The following is a 24,058-nucleotide window of genomic DNA, read 5'->3' as shown; positions in this document are numbered from 1 at the left end:
TCACGAGACAGTCAACATTCGGCCAGTACATTTGTACTGGCCATTTTTATGCTTCTACAATCAACCTAATCAGTTTTGTTGATTTTCTGTCACACCTTATATCTGTTACTATGTATAGTGTTCAATACAAGGTGACTTTGTCTGCAAGCAGGATATGCCTACGAGCATTGAAGCTTAAGGCAAGGTTACAAGAGAGGCTATGTGTCAGATATCATTTTACTAGGGCAAAACTTTCTAGCGCTATTCATGGAATCAGCGCCATGGCTGCTATTGGGTTTACTGGTCGCAGGAGTGATGCATGAGCTAGTGCCTGTATCTTTTTTAGAAAAGCATATGGGTAGCGCATCATTTGGCTCTATTAGCAAAGCTGCTATTATCGGCGCGCCTTTACCACTTTGTTCATGTGGCGTTATTCCGGCAGCACTCGGTTTACGCCGAAGCGGTGCATCCAAGTCTTCAACGATATCCTTTCTAGTGTCTACACCGGAGACGGGGGTGGATAGTGTGTCAGTTTCTTACGCATTGTTGGGGCCTTTGTACGCTATCGTGAGACCTATTGCAGCAATCATAAGTGCAATCTACGCAGGTTTGATGGTACGCTTTTTTGCGGAGCGCAGCGAGCTAGCAGTGCAGAGTGAATTTATTACTCCCTCTGCCACTTCATCATGTTGCAGCACTAAAGCAGAGCCTGCTAAGAAACCAGAAAATAAGACCCAATGCTGTGACAGCGAGTCTGTCCATCAGCACGATCACCGTGCTGGCCAGCATGATCATAATCTACCGCGCAAATCATCTCAGGTGGCTAAGGTATTGTCTTATGCAAGTGGCAAGCTGCTAGAAGATATTGTGGTGTGGCTACTTATTGGTTTAGCCCTCGCCGCCGCCATTAAAACTTGGGTGCCCACCGATTTTCTTACCCAGTGGGGAGATGGTGTGGTCGCTATGCTTGTTATGGCACTTATTGGTATTCCTATGTACATATGCGCTACCGCGTCTACACCGCTTGCGGTTGGCTTTTTGGCTGCAGGGTTATCTCCTGGTGCCGTGCTTGTGTTTTTGATGGCAGGCCCTGCCACTAACGTGTCTACTATGGGCATGATTAAACAAGAAATGGGTACGCGAACTCTTGCGCTTTATTTGTTCAGCGTTATCTCGGCAAGCATAGGTTTTGGTTACGCACTAAACTACCTAGTGTCCTCGTTTTCTCTATCTTCGATGATCAAAACAGCCAGCCACGTTCATGAGCACGGCGCAGATGTTCAAATAATCTATGGTTTATGTGCAATTTTGCTGGCGGGATTGATGTTAAGGCTGGGTGTGAAAAAGCTTCAGCAATATCGCCATAATCACGAACACCACTCGGCATGCTGTGGTTAGGTTTAACGCTGCAGTTGCTTCTCCTCATTCAAGCGCTCGAATGTTATTTACAGAGCGCTTGTATATCCCGCTCTATTATCCATAATAGTCGCTCAACTTCTTTAAATTAAAACGCGTTTAAACCTACAGGGACGCTTGGAATAATTACATGCTTTTACTTATTGTGTACGTCTTCATTGCACTGGGCTTTTCTTTTTTGTGCTCAATCGCAGAGGCTGTAATTCTGAGCGTTTCGTCAGCGTATATCTCGGTATTGGAAAAAGACGGCAAAGCCAGCGGTGCACTACTTCGTAAACAAACCGATAATATTAATACTCCGCTATCTGCTATTTTAACGCTGAACACCATTGCCCATACCATGGGGGCTGCCGGCGCAGGTGCGCAAGCAGCGGCCGTACTCGGCGACGCCTATTTAGGTGTTATTTCAGCTGTCCTTACTCTGCTTATTCTAATTTTTTCAGAAATAATTCCAAAGACGCTTGGCGCTACTTATTGGCGAACACTTGCCCCTGTAACGGCATACTTTCTCAAATACCTTTCAATCGTGCTTATGCCGTTCGTTAAAATGTCTGAGCTCATGACTAAAGGATTCAAGGAAGACAGCCCACTTCGCGGATTGAGCCGCAGCGAACTTCATGCCATGGCTGAACTGTCAGGGCAGGAAGGGCAGTTAGCTAATCATGAAGCGGCGTTTTTGCAGAGCTTATTAAGCTTGCACGAGCTTAGAGTGAAAGATGCTATTACCCACCGAACGGCGCTATTTAAAGTATCAGAGTCGATGACGGTGGAAGCGTTTTTCCATAAACACGCCAATATTGAGTTTTCACGTATACCTGTATTTGAAGATAGTGACTCAGAGAACATTACTGGCTACGTAATGCGCTCTGACTTGTTGGTCGCGCAGGCGAGAGGTAACACTGATAAGCCGCTTTCTGAATACGCCAAAGACTTGGTCACAGTATTAAACACCATGCCTTTATCGGTAACTTTTGAGCACTTCATTAATAAGCATGTACACATGTTGTTGGTAGTAGATGAGTACGGTGGCTTAGAAGGCGTTTTAACCTTAGAAGATTTGCTTGAACGCTTATTGGGCGTAGATATTGTAGACGAAAAAGATACAACAGTGAGTATGCGTCGGTTAGCGAAGATGATGACAAAGCGCAAGGAGCAGATGATGATTAAAAATGTTCCCGATGCGTCACTTGAAAAATCATCGAGGAAAAAATAACCTATATTGCAACAAAGGCCTGAACCGTTATTAAGGATGATAGTGATGTTTAAAGCGATATTGAAAAAAGCTAAACGACGTGAAGCCCCACCATTGCTCCTACCCATGTATAAGTATAGGACTGAGCAAAAACCGCTCGCCTTTATGGTAGCTGTTTTACTCACTTCTGGTTATATGGCTGGCGCAACTGCACAAGAGTTGAGCATTCCCTGTGATGAAGTTGAAGAGAAAGCATTAGCAGAAGCCAAGACTAACGAAGTGGAGCGGATAAGTGCATTTAAACCCGCGACCCCGTTAGAGCGCGTTGACCCTAGATATCCTTCTTCTGCAGCGAGAAAAGGCCGTGAAGGCTGGGTTAGGCTGAGCTATGTTATTGATGAAGAAGGCAGGGTGAAAGACCCTGTAGTAGAAGATTTCTTCGGAAGCCCCTCTTTCAAGCGCAGTGCACTATCAGCCGTTAAGAAGTGGCAGTATGATCCAGCAATAAAAGACGGCGAACCTACACAACAGTGTCATCAAGCTGTTCAAATGGATTTCGCATTAGTCGGAAAAACGGGCGCAACTCGTAAATTTATTAAAGCTTATAAAAACGTAGATGAAATATTTAACGCCGGAGACGTAGAGGCGGCAGATGAAGCTCTTAAAGAGCTATTAAGCTGGGATACGTTAAATCGGTACGAGAATGCGTGGTTACTCAACTTGGAGTCACAGATTGCAGGTGCTAAAGGTGACATCGAAAGAGAAGCGACAAGCTTAACGCGGTTGCTTGCTAGCAATGGACAAAAGCGCCTTGACAATGCGGTGTTCGATGACGACTACGTGGCTTACGTGCTTCAAAGAAAAATCCTTCTAGATACGCAGCGGGGGTATTTTGCAGATGCCTTAAAGTCTTACAGCAGGCTTCAAGAAATGGATGAACAACAAAAGCGTATCGAAGAAACTGCCGCCGTAATAAATCAGATTGAAACATTCATTGCGTCTGAAAAGAATCTTCAGGTACCTGTGGACATGGGAGATAACGGACGTTGGTTCCACACGCTGGTGAGAAACAAGTTTGCTTTTAATAACATACAAGGCGAACTTGATACTGTGGAAGTTCGCTGTGACTCCCACCGAGAAAAGTTCACCGTAGCCGAAGCTCATGTTTGGCACATCCCACAAAGCTGGGGGCAATGTCAGGTTATGGTTAAAGGAGACAGTGAGACGAAATTTGACTTAATCGAGGTTGCCGAAAGTTAGATTTCGCCAGACTGAGCTTTAAAAAGCTATAGTTCAGAGTGTTGCGGTTAACGCCACTTGAAAGAGGTGTTCTGTGAAATTCTCACTAGGCCGAAAGAAACGCAAATTTTCTTGCTCACCTGAGTTTAATTGCCATTCTGTCGTTACTGAAAAGCGAGAGGTAATGTCGTACTTTACGCTAATTGTATAGGCGTTACCTCGACTACCATTTGGGTCGTACATTGTGTTGTCATTATCACTCACGCGATACCAGTCTATGCGTGCTGCCGCGGTTAAGTTTTTTAGTCCCACCGCATTCAAATCTAAGGCAGCGGCAACATAAGCGCTCGCAAAGTCATTATCAACGATGTTTTCTCCCATTAGGGTGTCGCCATATAGAAGTTGAGAAAACAGCGTTAATTCGGGGCGGGGTAGATAGCGCAGTGTTAACGAATGAAAGCGTGTATGCCATGCGTAGATGCGGTCGGGGTCGACTGCATTTGCGTCTGCGTTATTATCGTAATAGTAATAGCGCATTTCAGCGCTGCGCTTGTACGCCACGTGCGCTCCGAAGTAATAGCCAAAGCGATTGTCTATTTCCCGAAAAGGTTCGGTCCATGCAGGGGCATCCAGCCTTTCCTCATCGATTACACTCGGAATGGGCAGGAAATTCACCCTATCGTTGTAAAGTGACTGTCTATCGTGAAGTGCAAAGCCGCGCCAAGAGAGTAGTGTTCCAGTGCTATCGTTACCTTTAAAAACGCTGCCCAATACTTTCCACGACCAGTTGCTTCGTACTTGTCTGCCATTTTGCCGAAAACTCATCTCAAGCCCACCTGTTCTTAGTTCTTCACCTATCCAGCTGTTTATGGCTGAGTTAGTGAGGAAGTGAGGTGATAGCCAAGCAATGTCTGTATTTTCAGCTGAAATAGCAGGATAAAATGCACCTACTTTTACTTCTGGTTTTATAGATGAGGCGCTAAGTGGCCGATATTTTAAATATAGCTGAGAAAAGTTGAGTCGTTCCTCACCGTCACTGTAAGCGTTTAAAACACCAGATATTGTCCAATCATCAAATAAACGCAGGTTGGTTGAGATAACGGCTTGAGAAAGGTGTAAGCCATCACCTTCGAATCGCTGGTGGTTTTGGCCAAAGTCTTGAAAACTTTGTGTGTTTTCTTTCAGCGCCCAGGTTCCGCGCAACAAAAAGTCTGTTTCTGCGTAGCTTGCGATAGAGAAAACTAACGACAATAGGGCTAATGATTGAGTGACAAACCGCATCAATAGTCGCCGAAACCAGAATCGAATCCGTCATCCCTAATTATGTTTGTATTAAGTGCCCATGTTACTTGAGTATCGGCAGACACAGAAATGGACTGTGCAGGGAGCGCTTTTTCACCTTCCACTTGCGGGTGCCAAAAACGGACGGTGTACTCACCATGAGGAAGTGAAATTGAAGACTGCCCCTCATTATCAGTTTTACCAAAATAAGGAGAGTCTGAGACTACAATGTAGCCCAGCATCCAATCATGAATATTACAGCCAATGTCCACAATACCTGCATTTTCAAAGCGTAAAGGCTCTGCCGTAAACTCTTTATAGAGCTTTAGTTCGAATTGTTTCGTAGGTGAAAATGAATAGACGTGGTGAAACAAATTATCCGCATTAGGGAAAGTCACTTCAGTACCGGCTTTTACCACAAGCACGTGAGGTTCAAACTGTTTATCTATTTGATTCATTACGGCTGGTTCTTGCTGCGGCATCTGATGTGCATCCGGCTCAAACTGAGGCTCAAAAAGAAACACGCCGTTATCGACAGGCTCGCCATCGCTATCATTAAGTGTGATAGAAAAGCTAGCGGTTTCGCCGTTTTGTCCTAAGGCCATACTTGAACAAGCCATAAAAAGAAGGGCGGTAAAAAGTGTTTTATATTTCATTCAAGTACCACAGCACAAAGTATAAAAAGAAAGCGTCAGTTGAATATACCAGTCCGTATAGATAATTACCCACTCAGCGAGAGTTAAAATGTTCGTAATCGCGGCGTGTTACCGCAGGTATAGTGGCTCTACATCAAGGTGACACAACAAAGAGTACGGACATTTTAAACTCGCCCTTCGGGAAGGTCTGGCAAGCTTCCTAGCTTCATTCTGGGAATTTGAAAGGGAGCAGCCATTCCTGCATTCCCACGCTTCGCTAGGAAACTTGCCAGCGCCTTCTGAGTGGGCACTTATCTATGCGGATTGGTATTAGTCATAGAATAAACCCAGTAATATACAACTGCGTTACACCTTTAGTATAGGACCCTATCGACTGAGACTTTATTTCGTTTTTAAGAAAGCTTTCGCGCTAATGCTTGTGACAAATTGTACTTGTGTTGAATTGAGGTTAAAGCTGAGAGAACTTTCTCACCAGGTTGTGGTAAACATGATGAAGTCCATCAAGCTGCTCTCGCTCAGCGGTGCCTGCGTTAACCAGTGACTGAATGCTTTGGTCAAGCTGGAAAAGCGTTTCACGCATTTGCTGGTCACTCACCATACTTTGCAGCCAGGTGATAGCGGCAATGCGCTCGCCTTTAGTGACAGGCGTCACCTTGTGTAGACTTGAAGATGGGTAGAGTATGGCGCTTCCGGCATCGCATTTAACTTTTTGCTCGCCAAATCCTGTCTGAATAACAAGTTCACCGCCTTCGTAGTCATCTTTATCTGTAAGAAAAATCGTCATCGACATATCGCTGCGTAAGACATCGGGCGTATTCGGAATACGCATAATGGCGGCGTCTACATGGTAGCCATAGGTTTGCGATTCGCTGTAGCGGTTAAAGCACGGCGGGAAAATACGTTGAGGAAGGGCGGCGGAGATAACTTTGGGGTGGTTACCTAATTTGCTCAGCAATTGGTTAGCAAGCTGCTGAACACGTTTGTCCTGTGCATCTGCCTGACCATTATTTTTGACGCCTGCAGCCATGCCCATCGCTGTGTTCTTGCCATCAACAAAGGGCACATCAGTAAGCTGCTGACGAAACTGAGCAACTTCATTTTTCGTCAATAAGTCATCAATAATAATCATGTTTTCAACGCTTTTGAGAGTGTTTTTAATATAAAAAGACCTAGGCAGTTGCCCGCCTAGGTCATGCTAGCATTAAAATTCGTAGCTAACGGTACCTGTAATGTTGCGACCATCACCGATATACATGAAGGCGCCAGAACGGTAGGCTGCCGTCCAGTATTCTTCATCAAACAAGTTTCCAATGTTAACACGGAAAGTCAGTGACTCTGAGTGATAGTAGTTAGCGAATAGGTTAATCACTTGATAGTCAGGAACTACGATAGAGTACTCACCGGTTTCAGCACTATAGCCCGCTGCGGTATCTGGTTGACCGCCATACATTTCCGACTGGTAGCTGTAGTCTCCACCAAAGGCAAACTTCTCATTAGGCTGATAGCGCATTTGAATGTAGAAGCTTTCGTCAGCGAAGTTGCTTAGCGCAAGGCCGATATTATCTTCGCTGTAAGACTCAAGAATTTCTGAATCCATAAATGCAGCAGACGCCTGGATGCTAAGCTTATCTGTGATATCACCGCTTAAACCAAACTCAATACCTTCTACACGGTTTTCACCTGTGTTCAATGTACCTAGCGTTGAATAAGCATCACCAACACTCTCGTGTACGTCGCTCTTAGTGATACGGAATAGCGCGGCATTTGCTACAAGCTTTTCATTGAATAGTGACCACTTAGTACCTAACTCAATGTTTTCAACCTGCTCTGGGTCAGCTTGAGACGCTTGCTCTGGCGTACCACAAATACCGCCATAACCACAGTTAGCACCTAGATCTGATTCACCGCCGTTTATGTTGGTTGCCGTGCTATACGAAGCGTAGATGTTACCGTTCTCGGTCACATCATAAACTAGCCCTAAATGACCGTTGTATAGTTCATCCGAGAACTCGTAAAGGTCGCTAGAGGTTTGGTTGCTATAGTCATAGCTGTCTACACGAAGACCGGCGAAAACATTAAAGTTATCGGTCAGCTCAAAGGTGTCCATAACGTATAGTGAGTATGTTTCAATGTCGAATAGGGCATCAGCATCGCCACGGGTATAAGCTTTACCCATTAGCGAGTTAATGTTATCGACCATGTTACCTTCACCATCTAGTAAGCAATAGCTTTCAGATACACCGCGACGACCGCTGGTTAAACAGTTTGATGGATTAGTATAATCCATATTGAACACGCCATTGTCTACCGATTCATCGGTGTATTCAAAACCGATCACGAAACGGTGATCAACGCCTGCGAAAGCCGTATCCCAGAATAAGTTAAACTGGGTAGTTACATAGTCAACTTCCTGCCAACCTTGGTGATTGCTTAAAGATAGTGTGTAAGCACCTGGCGCAGTAGGGTCGGTTGCGTCACGGTTAGTGCCACGCATCCCCGTGGTAATATATTCGTTTTCCGTTTTACCTACACGGGTAGCGTTATAAAAACGCACGTTATCGCTAATATCATACTCAGTACGCAAGGTGAATGTGGTTACTTCCGAGTCTTGGAAGTCTTCATCTTGTGCGTACACAGGAATATCTTCAAGCGGGTAGCCTGCATCCCTGTCGTAATAGCTACCTAAGTCAGGAATGTCTTCTGCATTGAGGTAATACAAGTCGCCAGTGAAGGACAAACGGTCAGTAGGCTGATTCACATAAGAAAGCTGCACACCTTCACGATCGCGCTCAATACCCTCACGTCCAGGTTTATCTTCAGAAGAATAAAGTCCGTTTAGGCGCACAGCGCTGGTTTCAGTTAGCGTTTTGTTTAAATCAACGGTTACTCGCTTGTGCTCGTCGGTACCTACTGCGGCATCAATACGGCCGAAGTTGTAAGCGGTAGACGCCTTTTTGGTGATAGAGTTAACCGCTCCACCTGAAGAACCGCGACCGGCAAAAGTAGAACTAGGACCTTTGGTAATTTCAACTCGCTCGGTTGCGAAGCTTTCACGGATTGTCATACCTGGGTCGCGAAGACCATCAACGAATACATCACTGCGTGCTTCGTGGCCACGAATAATATAGCGGTCACCAAAAGCATTACCATTCTCACCGGTACCTAAAGTTACACCTGCCTGTGCTTGCAAGATATCTCTAAGATCTGTTCTTCCGCTTTCTTGAATTTGGTCTTGAGTAAGAACGCTAATGGTTTGTGGTGTATCAACAAGGTCTGCTAAGCGACGAGGATCGCCAGATTTATTGTAGCGGTAGATAGATTGCTGTACGCCGTGGATTTTAATCAGTTCTATTGCTTCGTCAGTTACGGTTTCACATTCTGCTGAAGTAGTGCCATTACAGGTTTCTACTTCTTCTTGCGCCATTACTGCACCACTACCAAATGCCAGTGCAGCGGCAATAGTCTGTGCGCCCATAGTTAACTTAGTGTTTTTCATCCTGTTTCCCTTGAGTGTGTGTAAGGAGGACGAAGTCTATGAAATATGCAAAGAAATGTAAATATAAATAATAAACATTCTCATTTGATATGCTTGAAAGAGTCTTAAGTAATGCTTAATTCAAATTCTCTTTATATTTCGGCCAGTTGCTTTTGTAAGATAGCTTGCCACTTAGCAAAAAGGACGTCTAATGAGGAGAGACTTTTGTTTTGCTATTAGACTCTCCGAGTATTTATAACAGGTGACTTTGCCAAAAATGCTTTATACCAGAATTAAAGCGGCAGCTTAACGGTAACGATGACGCCCGTGCCATCTTCTCTGTCATTCAACAAAAGCTGCCCTTTATGAAAAGTAGCTATCATGTTCGCGATATAAAGCCCTAGCCCTAAATGGGGGGAGTGTGTAGCGTTTTGCACGTCATTTTCTTTTCTTACCGATACCATGGATTGGGTAAGCTGACTCTTCATTCCTTTGGGAAGTAAAGGCCCAGGGTTGCTGACCGACAGTCGCACAGATTTGTCGTTCTTTTCCAGTTTGACGATAATTTCATCATTATCTTTGCTGAAGTCCACAGCGTTTGAGACGATTTTATCGAAAAGCTGGGCAATAAGTTCAGGAGACCCTTTAATAAGCAAACTATTGTCAGTGGAAATAAAGGTCCATTTTCTTTGCGCATAAGCGTGCTGATAGCCTTGAACACATCCGTCAATCACTTTGATAATATTAAAGGTTTCTAAGTCTTCCTGCTCAATTGCTTGCTCTAATCGCGTAGCCTCACTCATACTGTTTAATATAGTGCTTAGACGATTTACGCCTGACTGAGCCCTTTCTACAAATACCGCTTGTTGGTCAGCATCATTAACGTGAGAAAGCATATCTAACGATGACTTCACCACAGCGATAGGTGTTCTTAGCTCATGAGACAAACGAGAGGCCATGTTCTCTAGATAAGAGTTGTACTGCTGTAAGCGTGAAAGTACGTCGGCAAATGAACGGGATAAATCGCCAATTTCATCACGTTGGTTAGATACCGGCAGTGCGCCAATAATCTTACCATTGTCGTCAATGACGGCTTCGGTGTTATCACGAAGGGAACGGATACGATTTGAGATTCGCGTAGCGAATAGCAGTAGCCCCAATGTACCTATGCTCATTACTGCTAAAATAACGTGGAAAAGTTGCTCAAGGGCTCGGTTTCGCAATGTGCGAATGCCATTAGTAGTTTGTTCTACAATTACCGCCCCCATTACATTGCCTTCAATAAAAATAGGGTAGGCAGCAGAAAGTACAATGGCTTTATTATCGGGTGACAAGCGCCACAGTGATTCAGGCTGACCATTTAACGCCGTACCTAAATCCTGCCCCACTAGTGCATAGGCATCGTCTAACTCATCGATAAAGTCGGCAGGTGGGCGAGTAAGAATTTGATAATAAAGCGGAAGTAACCACTCACTTTCTATCCAATGCCATACCGCATTAGATGGGGCTTCTTTTTCATCGACTTTAATGCCTGTAGCCGATTGAATATCACCAGCGCGAGCGAGCACGCGTTTGTGCTTGTCCACAACCCACACCCTAGAATCGGCATATTTTAAGCCTGCCAAAATACGCTCAATTTCAGGGGAGGGTGTTATGACAGTACCCAACTCAGCGAGCTCTTTTGTATTTGCTGTGCCTAATGCGTATTGCTTCAACCTGCTGTTCTCATCATCAACATCGACGAGTGAAAATGCTAAGCCGCCTGTAGTCATAGACAGCGGGAAGCGCAATTCAACATTGTAGCCAGTGGCAGTTTCTTGCCAGCGACCTTGAATTGAAAGAGCGTTCTCTATTGCTCGTGTTGTAGACGTGTTGCTAGCAAGTTTGTACGCGTTTACCCAGCCACTTTCATAGGGCGCAACAACGTATCTTGCTAGCTCACCTTGTGGGGTTTCCATGCCGATAAGTAAATGGTCGCCCGTTTCTACGCTTAAGCTATTGGGTTGCCGCCATAACAGCGCGTCATCGCTCACTTCAAACATGGCATACAGAAATTGTCCGTAGCGTCCCACCATATGTTTAAATGACAAGCTAGTGGGTTCGCCAGCAAAGCCGTTGTAATACTCAATGACTTCATCACTGCCATACTCGCTCATTAATTCGCTAACTTGCTGCCAGTCGTTAAGTTCGCCATCTAGCTGAATAGGATAAGGAATAGGCGGCGCGTAAAGGTCTGTGCCGGGGCGCACGTCTTGAAGGTAAGCTGATTGACTATCAAATAAAGCGGGTCGTTCGTGAAGGGCAGTGGCAACGGCTCGCGCCGTACCTATCATGGTTTGCTCTTGACCATTTCTAAGGTACTGCTCAAGCTCCCACACGTAGTTATAGCCCAAGTAGGGAATGGTGAATAGGAACAACGACAGCACCATAAGCTGAAGGCGGATAGAAAAGCGAAATCCCATGTGTGTAGTCGGTTGCCTCTATTTTTTACTGATGATACACAGCGTTAAACCCACGTACTTTAAAGCTGCCAGCGATACCCCATACCGTACACGGTATCGATATGATCAAAGTTTGCGTCAAGCTGCACAAATTTCTTGCGCATACGTTTTATGTGAGACGTAATGGTGGTGTCGTCGACTACCATTCTCGACTCATCCATAAGCTGTTGACGGCTTTTTACGTGACCTGGTCGCTTGATGAGTGCGTGCAGCATCCAGAACTCTGTTACCGTCAGTAAAACAGGTTGGTTTTGCCAGCTTACCGTCATTCTCGATACATCTACTTTTAAATCACCTACTTTTAGCTCATCTTTTTGCTCTGTGGGGGCAGCAAGCAAATCAGTACGTCTAAACAGTGCGGCAATTCGGGCTAGCAGGTGAGCCATGCTGATATCTTTAGTTAGGTAATCATCCGCGCCCATTCTAAGGCCACTAATAGTATCGACATCGTTATCCCGCGCAGTGAAAAAGATAATGGGAAGGGTTTGAGAAAGACCTCGCAGTTGCTGGCACAGCATAAAGCCACCTTCTATTTCATCTTTCAAACCAATATCAATAATGGCTAAGTCGGGTAGGGTGTGGTTAAACGCTTCGGCCGCAGAGGGTCTGTCTTCATAGGCATTTACGCTATATCCCTGCGCTTTAAGCGCCATAATGTAGTTTTCGCGAATGGCCGCGTCATCTTCCACTAATGCAATTGTCTTTGGCATACATTAACCCACAATTATAATTCTAATAGAACGCACACTATACCTATGAACAAAAGCTATTGCCTAAGTTCGACATAAAATCCTCAAACTTGCCTCATTTGCGCCATATTTGAGAAGCGTTGAGCGAAATTTTTATAAATAGAGCATTCTGCAACGCGAGCTTCTATCTGGCTTAGCGTTCTATTGTACTGTCTGTGTGGACTGGTATTAAACCATCATTACATTTCCACAATTAGGCGCCTTTTCTGCCATTTGTACCGTGTTAAATAAATATTGTCTGTCGAACACAGTGCGCATCGCTTCAAAACAGGCTTCTATACCTAGTCTGTTTTAGCAAGTGCAATGTGGTTAAAGCAGACTGTGCTGTTGACGTCTCTTTTATTCTCAAGAGAGTGACAAACAGCACCGTGGAAGCGGTAAGGCTGAACTTCCATGCAGACTGGTATAAAGCTACCCTTTGCGCTGCGTGCTCCCCCAACGGTACGCAGCGCTTTTTTATTAGGGTTGAAAAAGGTCTTTTTGCACTCATTTTCTAACTGTTTAAAGCAACCACTAAACGCGAGTGTATTCATTTAATAGCATGAACTAGGTTACACTTCGTTGACTATATATTGTTAGCGACAGATAACGACATCTCACTAAAGTTGGTAAGGGCGTACTGACCTTTGGCTTTTATCAAAGGTCAGTATGTCTTAGTAGTCACACTCTCACTACGGGCAAATCATGAAAGCGTTGGACATTAAAGGGTTAACCAAAACCTACAAAGGTGGCGTACAGGCACTAAAAGGCGTCGACCTTACAGTACAAGAAGGAGACTTCTTTGCATTACTTGGCCCAAATGGGGCAGGAAAATCGACCACCATTGGCATTATAAGCTCACTTGTTAATCAAACTAACGGCAGCGTTTCGGTGTTTGGTTATGATCTCACCACGCAAAAAGAACAAGCTAAAGCCTGCATTGGTCTGGTACCACAAGAGTTCAACTTCAACCAGTTTGAGACCGTACTGCAAATTGTGCTTAACCAAGCTGGGTACTATGGCGTACCGCGTAGTGTTGCGAAAGAACGCGCTAAAAAATACCTTGCTCAACTGGATCTATGGGAAAAACGCGATGCCCGCGCCCGCGAGTTATCAGGTGGTATGAAACGCCGCTTAATGATTGCTCGTGCGTTAATGCATGAACCAAAGCTACTTATTCTAGATGAACCAACTGCAGGCGTAGATATTGAAATTCGCCGCTCTATGTGGGGCTTTTTAGAAGAAATAAACCGTCAGGGTATTACCATTATCCTTACCACCCACTACCTTGAAGAAGCAGAGATGCTGTGCCGCAATATCGCCATTATTAATAAGGGCACCATTGTAGAGAACACCAGCATGAAGGCGCTGCTGTCTAAGCTTAATGTGGAAACCTTTGTGTTAGATATCAAAATCCCAGATGGCATAAAGACAACAGATGGCCTACTAACCGGCTTTGAACACCGTTTGATTGACGACCACACCCTTGAAGTTGATGTAGAGAAGACCGAAGGACTAAACCCAGTTTTCACGCAACTCAGTGAAAAGGGCGTTCAAGTAATGAGTATGCGCAACAAATCAAATCGCCTGGAAGAATTGTTTGTGCGTTTAGTTGAATCAGCGAAACAAGCTAGCTAAGCCCACAGCAGGAAAAGGTGAAGAACATGAAAACTGAAAGTACACAAATGAACACAGAAGAAAACGTGGGTTGGTTTAAGCAAAACTATGTTGCGCTAACCACTATTTGGATAAAAGAATGCACGCGCTTTTTGCGCATATGGGTACAAACCCTGGTGCCACCAGCTATTACGATGAGCCTGTATTTCGTTATATTCGGTAGCCTTATCGGTAACCGTATTGGCGAAATGGGGGGCTTTACCTACATGGAGTTTATTGTACCCGGACTTATTATGATGTCGGTGATCACAAACTCTTACGCCAATGTGTCATCTTCATTTTTTAGCGCAAAGTTCCAGCGCAATATTGAAGAGCTATTGGTATCGCCTGTACCCACTTCAGTTATCATTCTTGGGTATGTGGGTGGCGGTGTAGCACGCGCTATTCTCATAGGAATAATCGTTACCTTGGTGTCGCTATTTTTCGTTGACGTACAAATACATCATTTAGGCATTATTGCGCTGACGTTACTACTTACTTCTACCTTATTTGCCACTGCGGGCCTGATTAATGCGGTGTTTGCCAAAACTTTTGATGATATCAGCGTGGTGCCAACGTTTGTTTTAACGCCGTTAACTTATTTAGGCGGCGTATTCTATTCTCTTACGCTATTGCCTGAATTCTGGCAATGGGTGAGCAAAGCGAACCCTGTTGTATACATGGTTAACGGGTTTCGATACGGCTTCTTAGGTGTATCTGACGTGAACGTGACACTATCGCTTACTTTGTTAGTGGGCTTCAACGCGTTGCTATTTAGCGTAGCGTACTATTTACTTAAAACCGGTAAAGGTATACGTAGCTAATGGCGAGCGGTAACTCTAGAGAAATCACTACATCGCAGGTGGGTATTCACGATAAGTTAGACGACTTAGTAAAAAAGTACCAAGTCAGTGAAAACAAGAGGCCCATTAGCGAGCATACACAAGCCGCCTTTGACGAGGTAAGTGCGTGGCTTGATGCTGGCGACGGCTTCAACGGCGAGGTTATTCTAGACTCTTGCTGTGGTGTTGGCGAAAGTACGGCAAACATAGCAAGAGCTAACCCCGATGCCCGTGTTATCGGCATTGATAAGTCAGCTTTACGGGTAGATAAGCATGAGCATTACAGCGCGCAGCAGGATAACTATCGGGTGATCCGTGCTGATGTAAATGACTTTTGGCGCTTGGTAAAACAGTCTAACTGGAAGGTGACGCAGCACTTTTTACTGTACCCTAACCCGTACCCCAAAAAGACCCAGGTTCAAAAGCGTTGGCACGGCAGTGCGGCCATGGTGGATTTGATGGCTATTACCCCCAATATTGAGGTGCGAAGCAACTGGCTTATCTACCTGATGGAATTTGCGCAAGCGGCTAAACACTACGGCATAGTGTCAGACTTATCTGAAGTCACCGGCGACAATCACATGACGCCGTTTGAACGAAAGTACCGAGGTAGTGGGCAGTCGTGCTGGCAGCTAAATTGTCGCAGCGAAGAAAGTTAATAAGGCTCTCAATATTTGAGCGGCAGCTTACTTTGGATAAAAGGGCGGGGAGCTTACTTCAATACCTCGCCCTTTTTTCGTCTATATCGCTAAACGACTAGCCTATTAATGCCGTGCTGTGGCAGAGCGTACGTTCGCTAAAGGCGGGCTGAATACATAGCCCTGTGCATAGCGAATGGGCAGGCGCTTTACGCGTTCTAAATGCGCTTCATCTTCAACGTGTTCAGCTATGGTGCTTACGCTATGTCGTTCACACAGCGACAATAAATAGTCCACATACTCTCTTACTGCCTCTTGTTCGTCGTAATGTTTAATGAGTCCACCGGCTAGCTTTATGCCTCGAACTGGCAGGTTCATCAACGCCCGTATATTCCCTGGGCAAGAGCCGACATTGTCAATGAACACACCTAGCCCGGCGTGCATACTTTTTTCTATAAACTCGGTTAAGCTTTTAGGATTAGACAGCGCGGTAGAAGCACTGACTTCAATGCTTACTCGCTCTGGCGCTGGGTAACTCGCTAAGTGGGTTATAAGTGTGTTGGTAAGTTCCTGGTTATACAAATCTTTGGCACTTATATTAATATTCCAAGGAATATTCACATCGTGAAAGTAACTGGCACACTGAACGAACATACTTGCTGCAAGTGAATTTACATGTTGCTCTCGTTCAATAAGATAAAGAAATTCGCTGGGCAGAAAGGTTTTATCCCCTCGTGTAATAAGGCGCGCCAAGCATTCGTATCGCCATACCCCTTGGCTATTTAAATCAACAATGGGTTGAAAGTAGGGGACAATATCTTCTATGGAGAAATCCTCGGATATTTCGCGTATGGGCATAAACCGACCTCCTTGCAATAATGTATCTAATAGTGACTGATACGTCCCCGACACCTGCGCTTAACAGTTATAGCAGGTTGCGCATCTGCACTATTCATAAATTAAATATAGTTGAGAGTGCAAAATTTTGCGGTACTAATTTGAAAGAAGTATGGTTTATCCTTGCAGGTCACATCACTAGACAGCTAAAGGTATAGTGTGTCCGTCATGTCCATGAAAATTGACTAACTAGTCTGAATGTTTCACATAAGACGGTGAATTGGCGGTTTCTGCCTCTTGGCGAGCATTGCAATCTGATGTAAAGTGCCACACCCTGAAAGTATTGTGATAAGTTTCAGGTTTGGCAACGAATGGACCGCGTCAACGCGCATTAGCCTAGCCGATATCTAGTTTTTTATAGCAACGAGGTATAGGGGTTAAATAGCTGCTGTTTAAGAAGCATGCTAAATGGCTGAAGGAAAAGTAAGTGTCAGGCCGGTATCCTACAAAACCGCCTGTTTATTTCGCCCAATAAATGTAAGCGAAATGTGTGATTGTTTAAAGTATGAGGTGTGTTGAGTGGGTGAAGCGCAAGTTAGTTTAGAGCACCTGTTTAGGGTCTTTACCAAACCTGAACACAAAGACTCAAAGCTGGCTCAAATAGAGCAGCATTTATCTGACAATATCTTAGATTTTTTGTCGCAGCATGTAGTGACAAAAAAAACGTCGTTAGAAGAAATTGAAAAAGATTTTTCAGACTCCAAAGTGCCTGAGTCGCCTGAGTTTGTGTCTACTCATGCTGAAAGCTTACTTGATAAGCTCGTTGCACACTCTGTAAATACTTACTCGCCTACTTTTATTGGTCACATGACCTCTGCGCTACCTTATTTCCACCTACCGCTTTCTAAGTTAATGGTAGGGCTTAACCAGAACTTGGTTAAAATAGAGACCTCTAAAGCTTTCACACCGCTTGAACGTCAAGTGCTGGGTATGATGCACAACCTTGTGTACGACCAGCCTCAAGATTTTTATGATGAGCATTTGCACAGTGCAGCACACTCATTAGGTGCATTCTGTTCAGGCGGTACTATCGCCAATATCACTGCTTTGTGGGTAGCTCGCAATAAATTACTCGGCCCGCAAAAAGGCTTTTCAGGCGTGGCTAAAGCGGGTCTTGCCGCTGCTTATCGTCACTACGATATTAATAACTTAGGGGTGATGTGCAGCAAACGCGGCCACTACTCATTATCAAAAGCAGTAGACGTACTAGGCTTAGGTCGTGAGCAGTTACTAACGGTCGCTGCGCCGAAACAAACCCTAGATCCAGCGAAAGCCCTTCGCATTGGTAAACGTTATCAAGAGGAAGGGAATAAGCTTCTTGCTATCGTTGGCGTGGGCGGTACCACTGAGACCGGTCACGTCGACCCACTGGATGAGCTTGCTGACGTTGCAAAAGAGCTTGGCTGCTGGTTCCACGTAGACGCAGCTTGGGGCGGCGCTACCTTATTTTCTGCGCGTTATCGCGACCGATTAAAGGGTATTGAGCGAGCAGACTCAGTCACCATTGATGCTCACAAGCAAATGTATGTGCCTATGGGCGCGGGCATGGCCCTTTTTAAAGACCCACAACATGCCAACGCGGTAAGACATCATGCTCAGTATATTCTGCGTGCAGGCTCTAAAGATTTAGGTGCTACCACGCTAGAGGGCTCCCGTAACGGTATGGCTATGATGGTTTACTCGGCGCTGCATATATTTGGTCGCAAAGGTTACGAACTCCTTATTGATCGCAGCATCGATAAAGCCAAAGACTTTTCACAAATGATAGATAAGGCGAGTGACTTTGAATTAACTACTACGCCAACGTTATCGCTATTGACCTATCGAGTGTGCCCTGAAGAGGTACAGGAAAAGTTAAAGCACGCTAACGCCCAAACGCGTAACGCAATTAACCAAAAAGTTGACGCGCTCGTTGTCGCAGTTCAAAAGCAGCAGCGTGAAGCTGGTAAGTCATTCGTATCTCGTACTCGTTTAGAAGCGCCAGATTACCCATCTCAGTGTATTACCGTATTTCGCGTAGTGTTAGCGAATCCGCTTACTAGCCATAACGACTTGGCAGCAATTTTGGCTGAGCAACACTTAATTGCGAAAGAGACACAGGCTTGGAAAGAGCTAATGGATTTTGTTAGTGAAACAGAAACTCTAGCTTCATAGGTGAAGCATCTTAAATGCTAGCCTCTAAGGTGTTAGCTTTTTAAATTCGAGTAGTTTCTAGGCTAACGAAAAAGCTAATGTTTCAAAGCGAACAAACAAAAACGCCCGGTGCTGGCTCTGTTTAAGAGTGTTGCATCGGGCGTTTTTTCGTTTATAACTGACTTTCGCTTAACGTCGAGTAATTTGCATGTTATCGATTAAACGGGTCTTACCCATAAACATAGCAACTAGCAATACTAGCTCTTTGTCGCTATCGTTAGCCGCTTCAAACGTAGCTGCGTTAACTACCTGGCAGTAGTCTTTCTTAAAGCCTTTCGCTTCAAGGTTAGCAACCATGATATTTTCAAGCTCAGCAAAGTGGGTATTACCATTTTCGATGCTCGCTTTAATACGCTGCATCTCTTCAAAAATAGCGCTTGCTGTGGCTTTTTCAGACTCTGTCAGGTACCCATTTCTAGAACTCATTGCCAGACCCGACGCCTCGCGCTCGGTAGGTACGCCATGAACTTTTACCGCCATTGACAAGTCACGCGCTAAAGCGCGAATAACTTGTAGCTGTTGGAAATCTTTCTCGCCAAAGAAGGCATCGTCTGGCTGTACCATGTTAAACAGCTTAGTAACCACGGTTGCCACGCCGCGAAAATGTCCTGGACGACTTGCCCCACAGTGAGAGTCTGATATACCAGGCACTTCAACAAAGGTTTGCGCGTCTAGACCTGCCGGGTACATCTCAGCAACACTTGGTAAAAATACGGCATCTGCGCCCACCGAAATAAGCTTAGCTTTATCTTCTTCAATAGTGCGTGGATAGGCGTCTAAATCTTCGTTCGCACCAAACTGCATGGGGTTAACAAAAATGCTTACCACCACTTTGTCGTTGTGTGCTTTTGCTTTTTTAACTAGTTTAAGATGACCGTCGTGCAGGTTACCCATCGTAGGGACAAAACCTACGGTTTCACCATTTCGACGCCACGTATTTACGGTGTCGCGCAATGCTGAAATACTATCAAGCACCTTCATATTTTACCCCGTTATTCGAAGCTGTGTTCAGCAGAAGGAAATGCACCGCTTTGCACATCTTCAATGTATTTTGATACTGCTTTGCGCATATCACCGGTTTCTACAAGGTAGTTCTTAGAAAACTTAGGCATGTAGTTGGCGCTGATACCAAACATATCGTGCATTACTAGAATTTGGCCGTCGGTATCTTTACCAGCGCCTATGCCTATTACTGGTATAGTTAAGGCTTCGCTGACTGCTTTTCCTAATGATGAAGGTACACATTCAAGTACTAGTAGCTGAATACCGGCTTCTTCTAATGCTTTTGCTTCGCTAAGCAGCTTTTCCGCTTGGCTTGCTTCACGACCTTGTACTTTAAATCCACCGAAAACGTGAACTGACTGGGGTGTTAAGCCTAGATGCCCGCATACGGGCACGCCGCGAAGGTTTAAGCCTTTAATGGTGTCGCATAACCAGCTTCCGCCTTCCATCTTTACCATGCTAGCACCGGCAGCCATTAGCTTTGCTGCATTAGTGTAGGTCTGCTCTGGTGTAGCGTAAGACATGAATGGCATATCAGCTAAAACGAAAGCGCGCTCGGTACCGCGACGCACACTTTTTGTGTGGTAGGCAATATCGTCGATAGTTACTGGAAGGGTGTCGTCTTCACCTTGAAGAACCATGCCTAAAGAGTCGCCGATAAGAAGGGCGTCTACGCCTTGTTCATCAAACATTTTGGCGAAGCTGGCGTCGTAAGCGGTTAAAGAGGTGATCTTTTCCCCAGCCTGCTTTTTCTTAAGCAAGCCAGATACTGTTACTTTCTTCATGACATGTCTCAGATTGATATTTGTTGATATCGTGTGGCGAACTATACGGATTTTGTCGCTAATTGGAAGTCTCGCAGGCGACTAAGTCCGTCTAGCGAGCAGTTAGCAACCCACGCTGAAATAGGCTTACCGTCGTGCATTACCATATTAGGGGCAATTTCAAACAAGGGGACCATAACGAACTCACGCTCTGCCATACCGTAGTGAGGGATAATCAAATCTGCAGTATCGATAGTTTCACTGCCGTATAGCAGTATATCTAGGTCCAGCGTGCGCGGGCCCCAGCGTTCACCCTTACGCTCGCGGCCTTCTTCTAGCTCGATGCGCTGAAGTTGTTTTAATAGTCCGTGAGGTTTAAGCGACGTTTCTATTAAGCATACTGCATTAATATAGTCAGGTTGGTCTTGCGGCCCCATCGGCTTACTGGAATAAAGTGAAGAGGTTTTAAGTACGCGAGTATCTTCTAATTGGTTAATGGCATCAAACGCACGCTGCGCTTTTTCTTGGCTATTGCCAAGGTTGCTACCTACGCCAATGTAAACGTGCTCTTTATGCATCTGGACCTCGTTTCGCTGCTGGTTTACGCTTGCGTTTACGCGGTGCACCTTTTCCGCCACCCTCGCTTTTGCGAAGTGCGTTAAGCATGCCTTTTTGTTTACCATTGTCAGCGTGCTGGAAGTGCGTCCACCACTGAGCTAGCTCAAGCAGATCGCCGCCTTCTATTTGACCTCGAGCCAATAAGAAGTCATAGCCAGCTCTGAACTTAGGGTGAGTAAGCAATTGAAACGCGCGACGACCAAAGCGTTTAGGAAGACGCTGCTGTAAAATCCAGATGTCACGTACCACGGTAGAGAAGCGCTTAGGTATCATAATGCGTTGCGTCTGACGGGCAATAACTTCGCCTGATGCAATGTTAAATGCATCGTGTGCGTTTAAGCCAGACTCACTTTGCAAGCGCTGTGACTGCTCTTCAACCGGATACCACAATAGTGCCGCATAAAGGAAAGCGGGCGTAACACGCTGATCGTTGTTAATGCGTTCATCGGTATTGGCAAGCACGCGGCGCACAAGCTGCATCTCACGGCTGTTTTCATCTTTTAAAAATGGCGTAAGCTGAGGGAATAAAGGCTCAATTAAACCGTATTCGTGCAGCATTAAGAAGGTTTCTTCCCCCTTACCCGATAAAAACAGTTTAAGAGTTTCTTCAAACAAACGTGCTGGTGGTATGTTCTGAAGAAGGTTCGCCAGAGACTTCATCGGTGCAGCGGTTTTTTCCTCGATGCTCATGCCAAGTTTAACGGCAAAACGTACCGCGCGTAGCATTCGCACCGGGTCTTCACGGTAGCGTGTTTCAGGGTCGCCAATTAGCTCAACTTCACGCTTCTCTATGGCGGCTAGACCATTTGCAAAGTCTTTCACCGTAAAGTCAGCCACACTGTAATACATGGCATTAAAGGTAAAATCACGGCGCTCAGCATCTTCTTCGATAGAGCCAAAAACGTTATCGCGTACTAGCTGACCATGTGCATCACGCTTCGCAATAGCTTTGCCCTTAGGCAGATTTTCGTCTTCGTCGGACTCTTGGTGGTGACCACGGAATGTGGCAACTTCAATAATTTCTCGACCAAAAACAATGTGGGCCAAACGAAAGCGCCTGCCTATCAGACGGCAGTTTCTGAATAAACCTTTAATCTGTTCAGGTGTAGCATTAGTCACTACATCGAAGTCTTTTGGTTCGTGACCCATCAAAATATCGCGTACACAGCCTCCGACCAAATAGGATTCGAAGCCAGCTCCATTAAGGCGATACATTACTTTCAATGCATTTGCGCTTACATCTTCACGAGAAATGCCGTGTTCTCCACGGGTCATTGTCCTTGGCTTCAAAGCGTCAGAGGACGAGCTCTCTTTTGAAAAAGCGCGCTTAACAGATTTAAAAACACGATGAATGATGATGGTATCTCCGCAGACTATAAAGGTTCGCTATAATAAGTGGATTCATGCTGTGGAACAATAATTTCGGGTGTTTTCACTACTTTTTTCCTATCCCACATCGAAATAGCCGCTTTAAGCGCTGAATCAATATCATCAAATTCTGATGCAATTGGAAAGGAAAAGCCTAAAAAGTCCATCACACGCACAATATTATTTAGCGCTGTATTGTTGTTAACGGGGGCTGCTCGGTTTTGTTTACTGAGTTTTCTGCCTGGCGCGACAGCCGCTACCGGCACATGCCCGTATTGAGGGGCGGTGTAACCAAGTGTTTTATACACCGCGCGTTGCAATGGCGTTACATCAATTAGGTCGCACCCTCTGATTACACAGTTAACTCGCTGAAATACATCATCCAAAATGACCACAAGATTGTAAGAAAACAAACCGTCACGTCGCTTAAGTACTACATCTTCGGCGTTTGAGCTGGCGTTTGAACTAGAAGGCGTAACCTTACCCATGAGTACATCTTCAAAAGCTTCAAGTGGTGTATCTACTTTTAACCGTAGTGCACAGTCCTGTGTATCTATGCTCAACAACTTGTCTCGGCAATTACCGTTATAGATACCGCCCATAGCTTTAATTTGCTTACGTGTACAGGTACAACGATAAGCTCGCTCTTGAGCAAGTAAATCATCTAGTATCGCTTGATAACGAGGATGTTGCTGACTTTGGTAAATGACATCGCCATCCCAATACAAACCATGGGCTTCTAGCGTGGTAAGAATGTCCTTGTCGACGCCCGCTATGCAGCGTGGTTCGTCGATGTCTTCCATGCGAAGCAACCACTTGCCGTTATGGCTTTTCGCGTCTAGGTAGCTGGCAACAGCAGTAACGAGTGAACCGAAATGTAATTGGCCGGAGGGTGAGGGAGCGAAGCGCCCTACATAGTGGTTATGCATAATTAAGGTTTAACAAAAAGCCCCATCTTTTTGGGATGAGGCTTTCTATATCAACATACTCGCGGTTATTAGCTTAACCTTGAAGTTGTTTTTCTTTGATTTCAGCCATGGTCTTACAGTCGATACACAAATCAGCTGTAGGACGCGCTTCTAAGCGACGGATACCAATTTCGATACCACAAGAATCGCAGAAGCCGAAATCGTCTTCTTCAATGCGCTTAAGCGTTTTTTCAATTTTCTTTATTAGCTTACGCTCACGGTCACGTGTACGTAACTCAAGGCTGAACTCTTCTTCTTGAGCTGCACGGTCTACAGGATCAGGGAAGTTTGCTGCTTCATCCTTCATATGCGTTACCGTACGGTCAACCTCTTCACGAAGTTGATTGCGCCACGCTTTAAGCAATAGACGAAAGTGCTCAAGTTGGGGCTCGCCCATGTACTCTTCGTCAGCTTTTGGCTCGTACGGCTGCAAACCTGCAAGCGCTAATAGTCCTAGGGATTTTGTTTCTTTTCCTGTTGGCATCTGCCACATCTCCTACACTACGACATCCATCTTGTCCTGATTGGACCGATATCTATATCAGACTCGACAGCTTCAGGCAATCGATCGTGTCTATGTAATTATTATGCTGGTGTGTTGTTTCTAACATTTACCAGATGTTTAATCATTTATACGACTGGCTA

General features: G+C 45.1%; 20 protein-coding genes. 7 read left to right on the top strand and 13 right to left on the bottom strand.

Features of this window, described 5'->3' with window-relative positions; all coding sequences use genetic code 11:
* The first annotated feature begins 201 nt into the window (after nucleotides 1–201).
* From ACYX4W_RS01575 to ACYX4W_RS01565, 3 genes are all read left to right on the top strand, one after another.
* Nucleotides 202–1,377 carry an SO_0444 family Cu/Zn efflux transporter gene (locus ACYX4W_RS01575; RefSeq protein WP_476074493.1) on the top strand — a complete coding sequence of 392 codons (1,176 nt, stop codon included), beginning with the start codon at nucleotides 202–204 and terminating at the stop codon, nucleotides 1,375–1,377.
* Nucleotides 1,378–1,525: 148 nt separating this feature from the next.
* Nucleotides 1,526–2,608: a CNNM domain-containing protein gene (locus ACYX4W_RS01570; protein ID WP_476074492.1), complete on the top strand. Its 1,083-nt coding sequence runs from the start codon at nucleotides 1,526–1,528 to the stop codon at nucleotides 2,606–2,608.
* A gap of 45 nt (nucleotides 2,609–2,653) precedes the next feature.
* Entirely contained in the window at nucleotides 2,654–3,847 is a 1,194-nt protein-coding gene (locus ACYX4W_RS01565; RefSeq protein WP_476074491.1) for an energy transducer TonB, read from the top strand.
* Between the two features lie 33 nt (nucleotides 3,848–3,880).
* On the opposite strand, the gene ACYX4W_RS01560 is transcribed toward ACYX4W_RS01565, so the two are convergent.
* From ACYX4W_RS01560 to pdsR, 6 genes are all read right to left on the bottom strand, one after another.
* Nucleotides 3,881–5,107, bottom strand: a complete 1,227-nt coding sequence (locus tag ACYX4W_RS01560) for an outer membrane beta-barrel protein (protein ID WP_476074490.1) — start codon at nucleotides 5,105–5,107, stop codon at nucleotides 3,881–3,883.
* Nucleotides 5,107–5,763 (bottom strand): methylamine utilization protein, encoded by a 657-nt coding sequence (locus ACYX4W_RS01555; protein ID WP_476074489.1) that lies wholly within the window; start codon nucleotides 5,761–5,763, stop codon nucleotides 5,107–5,109. The genes ACYX4W_RS01560 and ACYX4W_RS01555 overlap by 1 nt, the downstream gene beginning before the upstream one ends.
* 448 nt (nucleotides 5,764–6,211) lie before the next feature.
* The gene (locus ACYX4W_RS01550; RefSeq protein WP_476074488.1) at nucleotides 6,212–6,892 is read right to left on the bottom strand and encodes a Fe2+-dependent dioxygenase; all 681 of its coding nucleotides are present in this window, start codon (nucleotides 6,890–6,892) and stop codon (nucleotides 6,212–6,214) included.
* Between the two features lie 72 nt (nucleotides 6,893–6,964).
* Nucleotides 6,965–9,259, bottom strand: a complete 2,295-nt coding sequence (locus ACYX4W_RS01545; protein ID WP_476074487.1) for a TonB-dependent receptor — start codon at nucleotides 9,257–9,259, stop codon at nucleotides 6,965–6,967.
* 272 nt (nucleotides 9,260–9,531) lie between these two features.
* The gene (gene pdsS, locus ACYX4W_RS01540; RefSeq protein ID WP_476074486.1) at nucleotides 9,532–11,700 is read right to left on the bottom strand and encodes a proteobacterial dedicated sortase system histidine kinase; all 2,169 of its coding nucleotides are present in this window, start codon (nucleotides 11,698–11,700) and stop codon (nucleotides 9,532–9,534) included.
* 59 nt (nucleotides 11,701–11,759) lie between these two features.
* A complete protein-coding gene (gene pdsR, locus ACYX4W_RS01535; RefSeq protein ID WP_179984790.1) occupies nucleotides 11,760–12,449 on the bottom strand; it encodes a proteobacterial dedicated sortase system response regulator in 690 nt (229 codons plus the stop codon).
* Nucleotides 12,450–13,172: 723 nt separating this feature from the next.
* Here pdsR and ACYX4W_RS01530 point away from each other — a divergent pair.
* Genes ACYX4W_RS01530 through trmB form a run of 3 tightly spaced genes read left to right on the top strand, consistent with a single transcriptional unit; the run spans nucleotide 13,173 to nucleotide 15,624 of the window.
* Complete coding sequence (locus ACYX4W_RS01530; RefSeq protein WP_476074485.1) at nucleotides 13,173–14,105, top strand: ABC transporter ATP-binding protein; 933 nt, start codon at nucleotides 13,173–13,175, stop codon at nucleotides 14,103–14,105.
* Between the two features lie 26 nt (nucleotides 14,106–14,131).
* Nucleotides 14,132–14,947, top strand: coding sequence for an ABC transporter permease (locus tag ACYX4W_RS01525; RefSeq protein ID WP_474829535.1), 816 nt, complete (start codon nucleotides 14,132–14,134; stop codon nucleotides 14,945–14,947).
* A complete protein-coding gene (trmB, locus tag ACYX4W_RS01520) occupies nucleotides 14,947–15,624 on the top strand; it encodes a tRNA (guanine(46)-N(7))-methyltransferase TrmB (RefSeq protein ID WP_476055631.1) in 678 nt (225 codons plus the stop codon). Before ACYX4W_RS01525 ends, trmB begins: the two co-directional genes overlap by 1 nt.
* Before the next feature lie 105 nt (nucleotides 15,625–15,729).
* On the opposite strand, the gene ACYX4W_RS01515 is transcribed toward trmB, so the two are convergent.
* Nucleotides 15,730–16,461, bottom strand: a complete 732-nt coding sequence (locus tag ACYX4W_RS01515) for an EAL domain-containing protein (RefSeq protein WP_476055632.1) — start codon at nucleotides 16,459–16,461, stop codon at nucleotides 15,730–15,732.
* A 558-nt stretch (nucleotides 16,462–17,019) separates the two neighbouring features.
* On the opposite strand from ACYX4W_RS01515, the gene panP reads away from it, so the two are divergent.
* The gene (gene panP / locus ACYX4W_RS01510; RefSeq protein WP_476074484.1) at nucleotides 17,020–18,654 is read left to right on the top strand and encodes a pyridoxal-dependent aspartate 1-decarboxylase PanP; all 1,635 of its coding nucleotides are present in this window, start codon (nucleotides 17,020–17,022) and stop codon (nucleotides 18,652–18,654) included.
* A gap of 168 nt (nucleotides 18,655–18,822) precedes the next feature.
* Here the strand turns inward: panP and panC are convergent, their stop codons facing one another.
* The 6 genes from panC to dksA form a co-directional block, all read right to left on the bottom strand.
* Nucleotides 18,823–19,674, bottom strand: a complete 852-nt coding sequence (gene panC, locus ACYX4W_RS01505) for a pantoate--beta-alanine ligase (RefSeq protein WP_476074483.1) — start codon at nucleotides 19,672–19,674, stop codon at nucleotides 18,823–18,825.
* A gap of 11 nt (nucleotides 19,675–19,685) precedes the next feature.
* A complete protein-coding gene (panB, locus tag ACYX4W_RS01500) occupies nucleotides 19,686–20,480 on the bottom strand; it encodes a 3-methyl-2-oxobutanoate hydroxymethyltransferase (protein WP_014980494.1) in 795 nt (264 codons plus the stop codon).
* Between the two features lie 41 nt (nucleotides 20,481–20,521).
* The gene (folK, locus tag ACYX4W_RS01495; RefSeq protein WP_474804270.1) at nucleotides 20,522–21,037 is read right to left on the bottom strand and encodes a 2-amino-4-hydroxy-6-hydroxymethyldihydropteridine diphosphokinase; all 516 of its coding nucleotides are present in this window, start codon (nucleotides 21,035–21,037) and stop codon (nucleotides 20,522–20,524) included.
* Nucleotides 21,030–22,352: a polynucleotide adenylyltransferase PcnB gene (gene pcnB, locus ACYX4W_RS01490; protein ID WP_476074482.1), complete on the bottom strand. Its 1,323-nt coding sequence runs from the start codon at nucleotides 22,350–22,352 to the stop codon at nucleotides 21,030–21,032. Before pcnB ends, folK begins: the two co-directional genes overlap by 8 nt.
* A 98-nt stretch (nucleotides 22,353–22,450) precedes the next feature.
* Nucleotides 22,451–23,374, bottom strand: a complete 924-nt coding sequence (gluQRS, locus tag ACYX4W_RS01485) for a tRNA glutamyl-Q(34) synthetase GluQRS (RefSeq protein ID WP_476074481.1) — start codon at nucleotides 23,372–23,374, stop codon at nucleotides 22,451–22,453.
* A gap of 73 nt (nucleotides 23,375–23,447) precedes the next feature.
* Nucleotides 23,448–23,897, bottom strand: coding sequence for an RNA polymerase-binding protein DksA (dksA, locus tag ACYX4W_RS01480; protein ID WP_012519849.1), 450 nt, complete (start codon nucleotides 23,895–23,897; stop codon nucleotides 23,448–23,450).
* Nucleotides 23,898–24,058 lie beyond the last annotated feature (161 nt).

This window comes from Alteromonas sp. ABH4_454 (genome assembly GCF_056311775.1).
Note: the sequence above shows the minus strand (reverse complement) of the source record. Positions and strands in the feature narration are given on the sequence as shown.

Bases quoted from the DNA above. Each gene is read 5' to 3' on its own strand.
- ACYX4W_RS01570 (WP_476074492.1), top strand. From the start codon at position 1,526: ATGCTTTTACTTATTGTGTACGTCTTCATTGCACTGGGCTTTTCTTTT.
- ACYX4W_RS01565 (WP_476074491.1), top strand. From the start codon at position 2,654: ATGTTTAAAGCGATATTGAAAAAAGCTAAACGACGTGAAGCCCCACCA.
- ACYX4W_RS01560 (WP_476074490.1), bottom strand. From the start codon at position 5,107: ATGCGGTTTGTCACTCAATCATTAGCCCTATTGTCGTTAGTTTTCTCT.
- ACYX4W_RS01555 (WP_476074489.1), bottom strand. From the start codon at position 5,763: ATGAAATATAAAACACTTTTTACCGCCCTTCTTTTTATGGCTTGTTCA.
- ACYX4W_RS01550 (WP_476074488.1), bottom strand. From the start codon at position 6,892: ATGATTATTATTGATGACTTATTGACGAAAAATGAAGTTGCTCAGTTT.
- ACYX4W_RS01545 (WP_476074487.1), bottom strand. From the start codon at position 9,259: ATGAAAAACACTAAGTTAACTATGGGCGCACAGACTATTGCCGCTGCA.
- pdsS (WP_476074486.1), bottom strand. From the start codon at position 11,700: ATGGGATTTCGCTTTTCTATCCGCCTTCAGCTTATGGTGCTGTCGTTG.
- pdsR (WP_179984790.1), bottom strand. From the start codon at position 12,449: ATGCCAAAGACAATTGCATTAGTGGAAGATGACGCGGCCATTCGCGAA.
- ACYX4W_RS01530 (WP_476074485.1), top strand. From the start codon at position 13,173: ATGAAAGCGTTGGACATTAAAGGGTTAACCAAAACCTACAAAGGTGGC.
- ACYX4W_RS01525 (WP_474829535.1), top strand. From the start codon at position 14,132: ATGAAAACTGAAAGTACACAAATGAACACAGAAGAAAACGTGGGTTGG.
- trmB (WP_476055631.1), top strand. From the start codon at position 14,947: ATGGCGAGCGGTAACTCTAGAGAAATCACTACATCGCAGGTGGGTATT.
- ACYX4W_RS01515 (WP_476055632.1), bottom strand. From the start codon at position 16,461: ATGCCCATACGCGAAATATCCGAGGATTTCTCCATAGAAGATATTGTC.
- panC (WP_476074483.1), bottom strand. From the start codon at position 19,674: ATGAAGGTGCTTGATAGTATTTCAGCATTGCGCGACACCGTAAATACG.
- panB (WP_014980494.1), bottom strand. From the start codon at position 20,480: ATGAAGAAAGTAACAGTATCTGGCTTGCTTAAGAAAAAGCAGGCTGGG.
- folK (WP_474804270.1), bottom strand. From the start codon at position 21,037: ATGCATAAAGAGCACGTTTACATTGGCGTAGGTAGCAACCTTGGCAAT.
- pcnB (WP_476074482.1), bottom strand. From the start codon at position 22,352: ATGACCCGTGGAGAACACGGCATTTCTCGTGAAGATGTAAGCGCAAAT.
- gluQRS (WP_476074481.1), bottom strand. From the start codon at position 23,374: ATGCATAACCACTATGTAGGGCGCTTCGCTCCCTCACCCTCCGGCCAA.
- dksA (WP_012519849.1), bottom strand. From the start codon at position 23,897: ATGCCAACAGGAAAAGAAACAAAATCCCTAGGACTATTAGCGCTTGCA.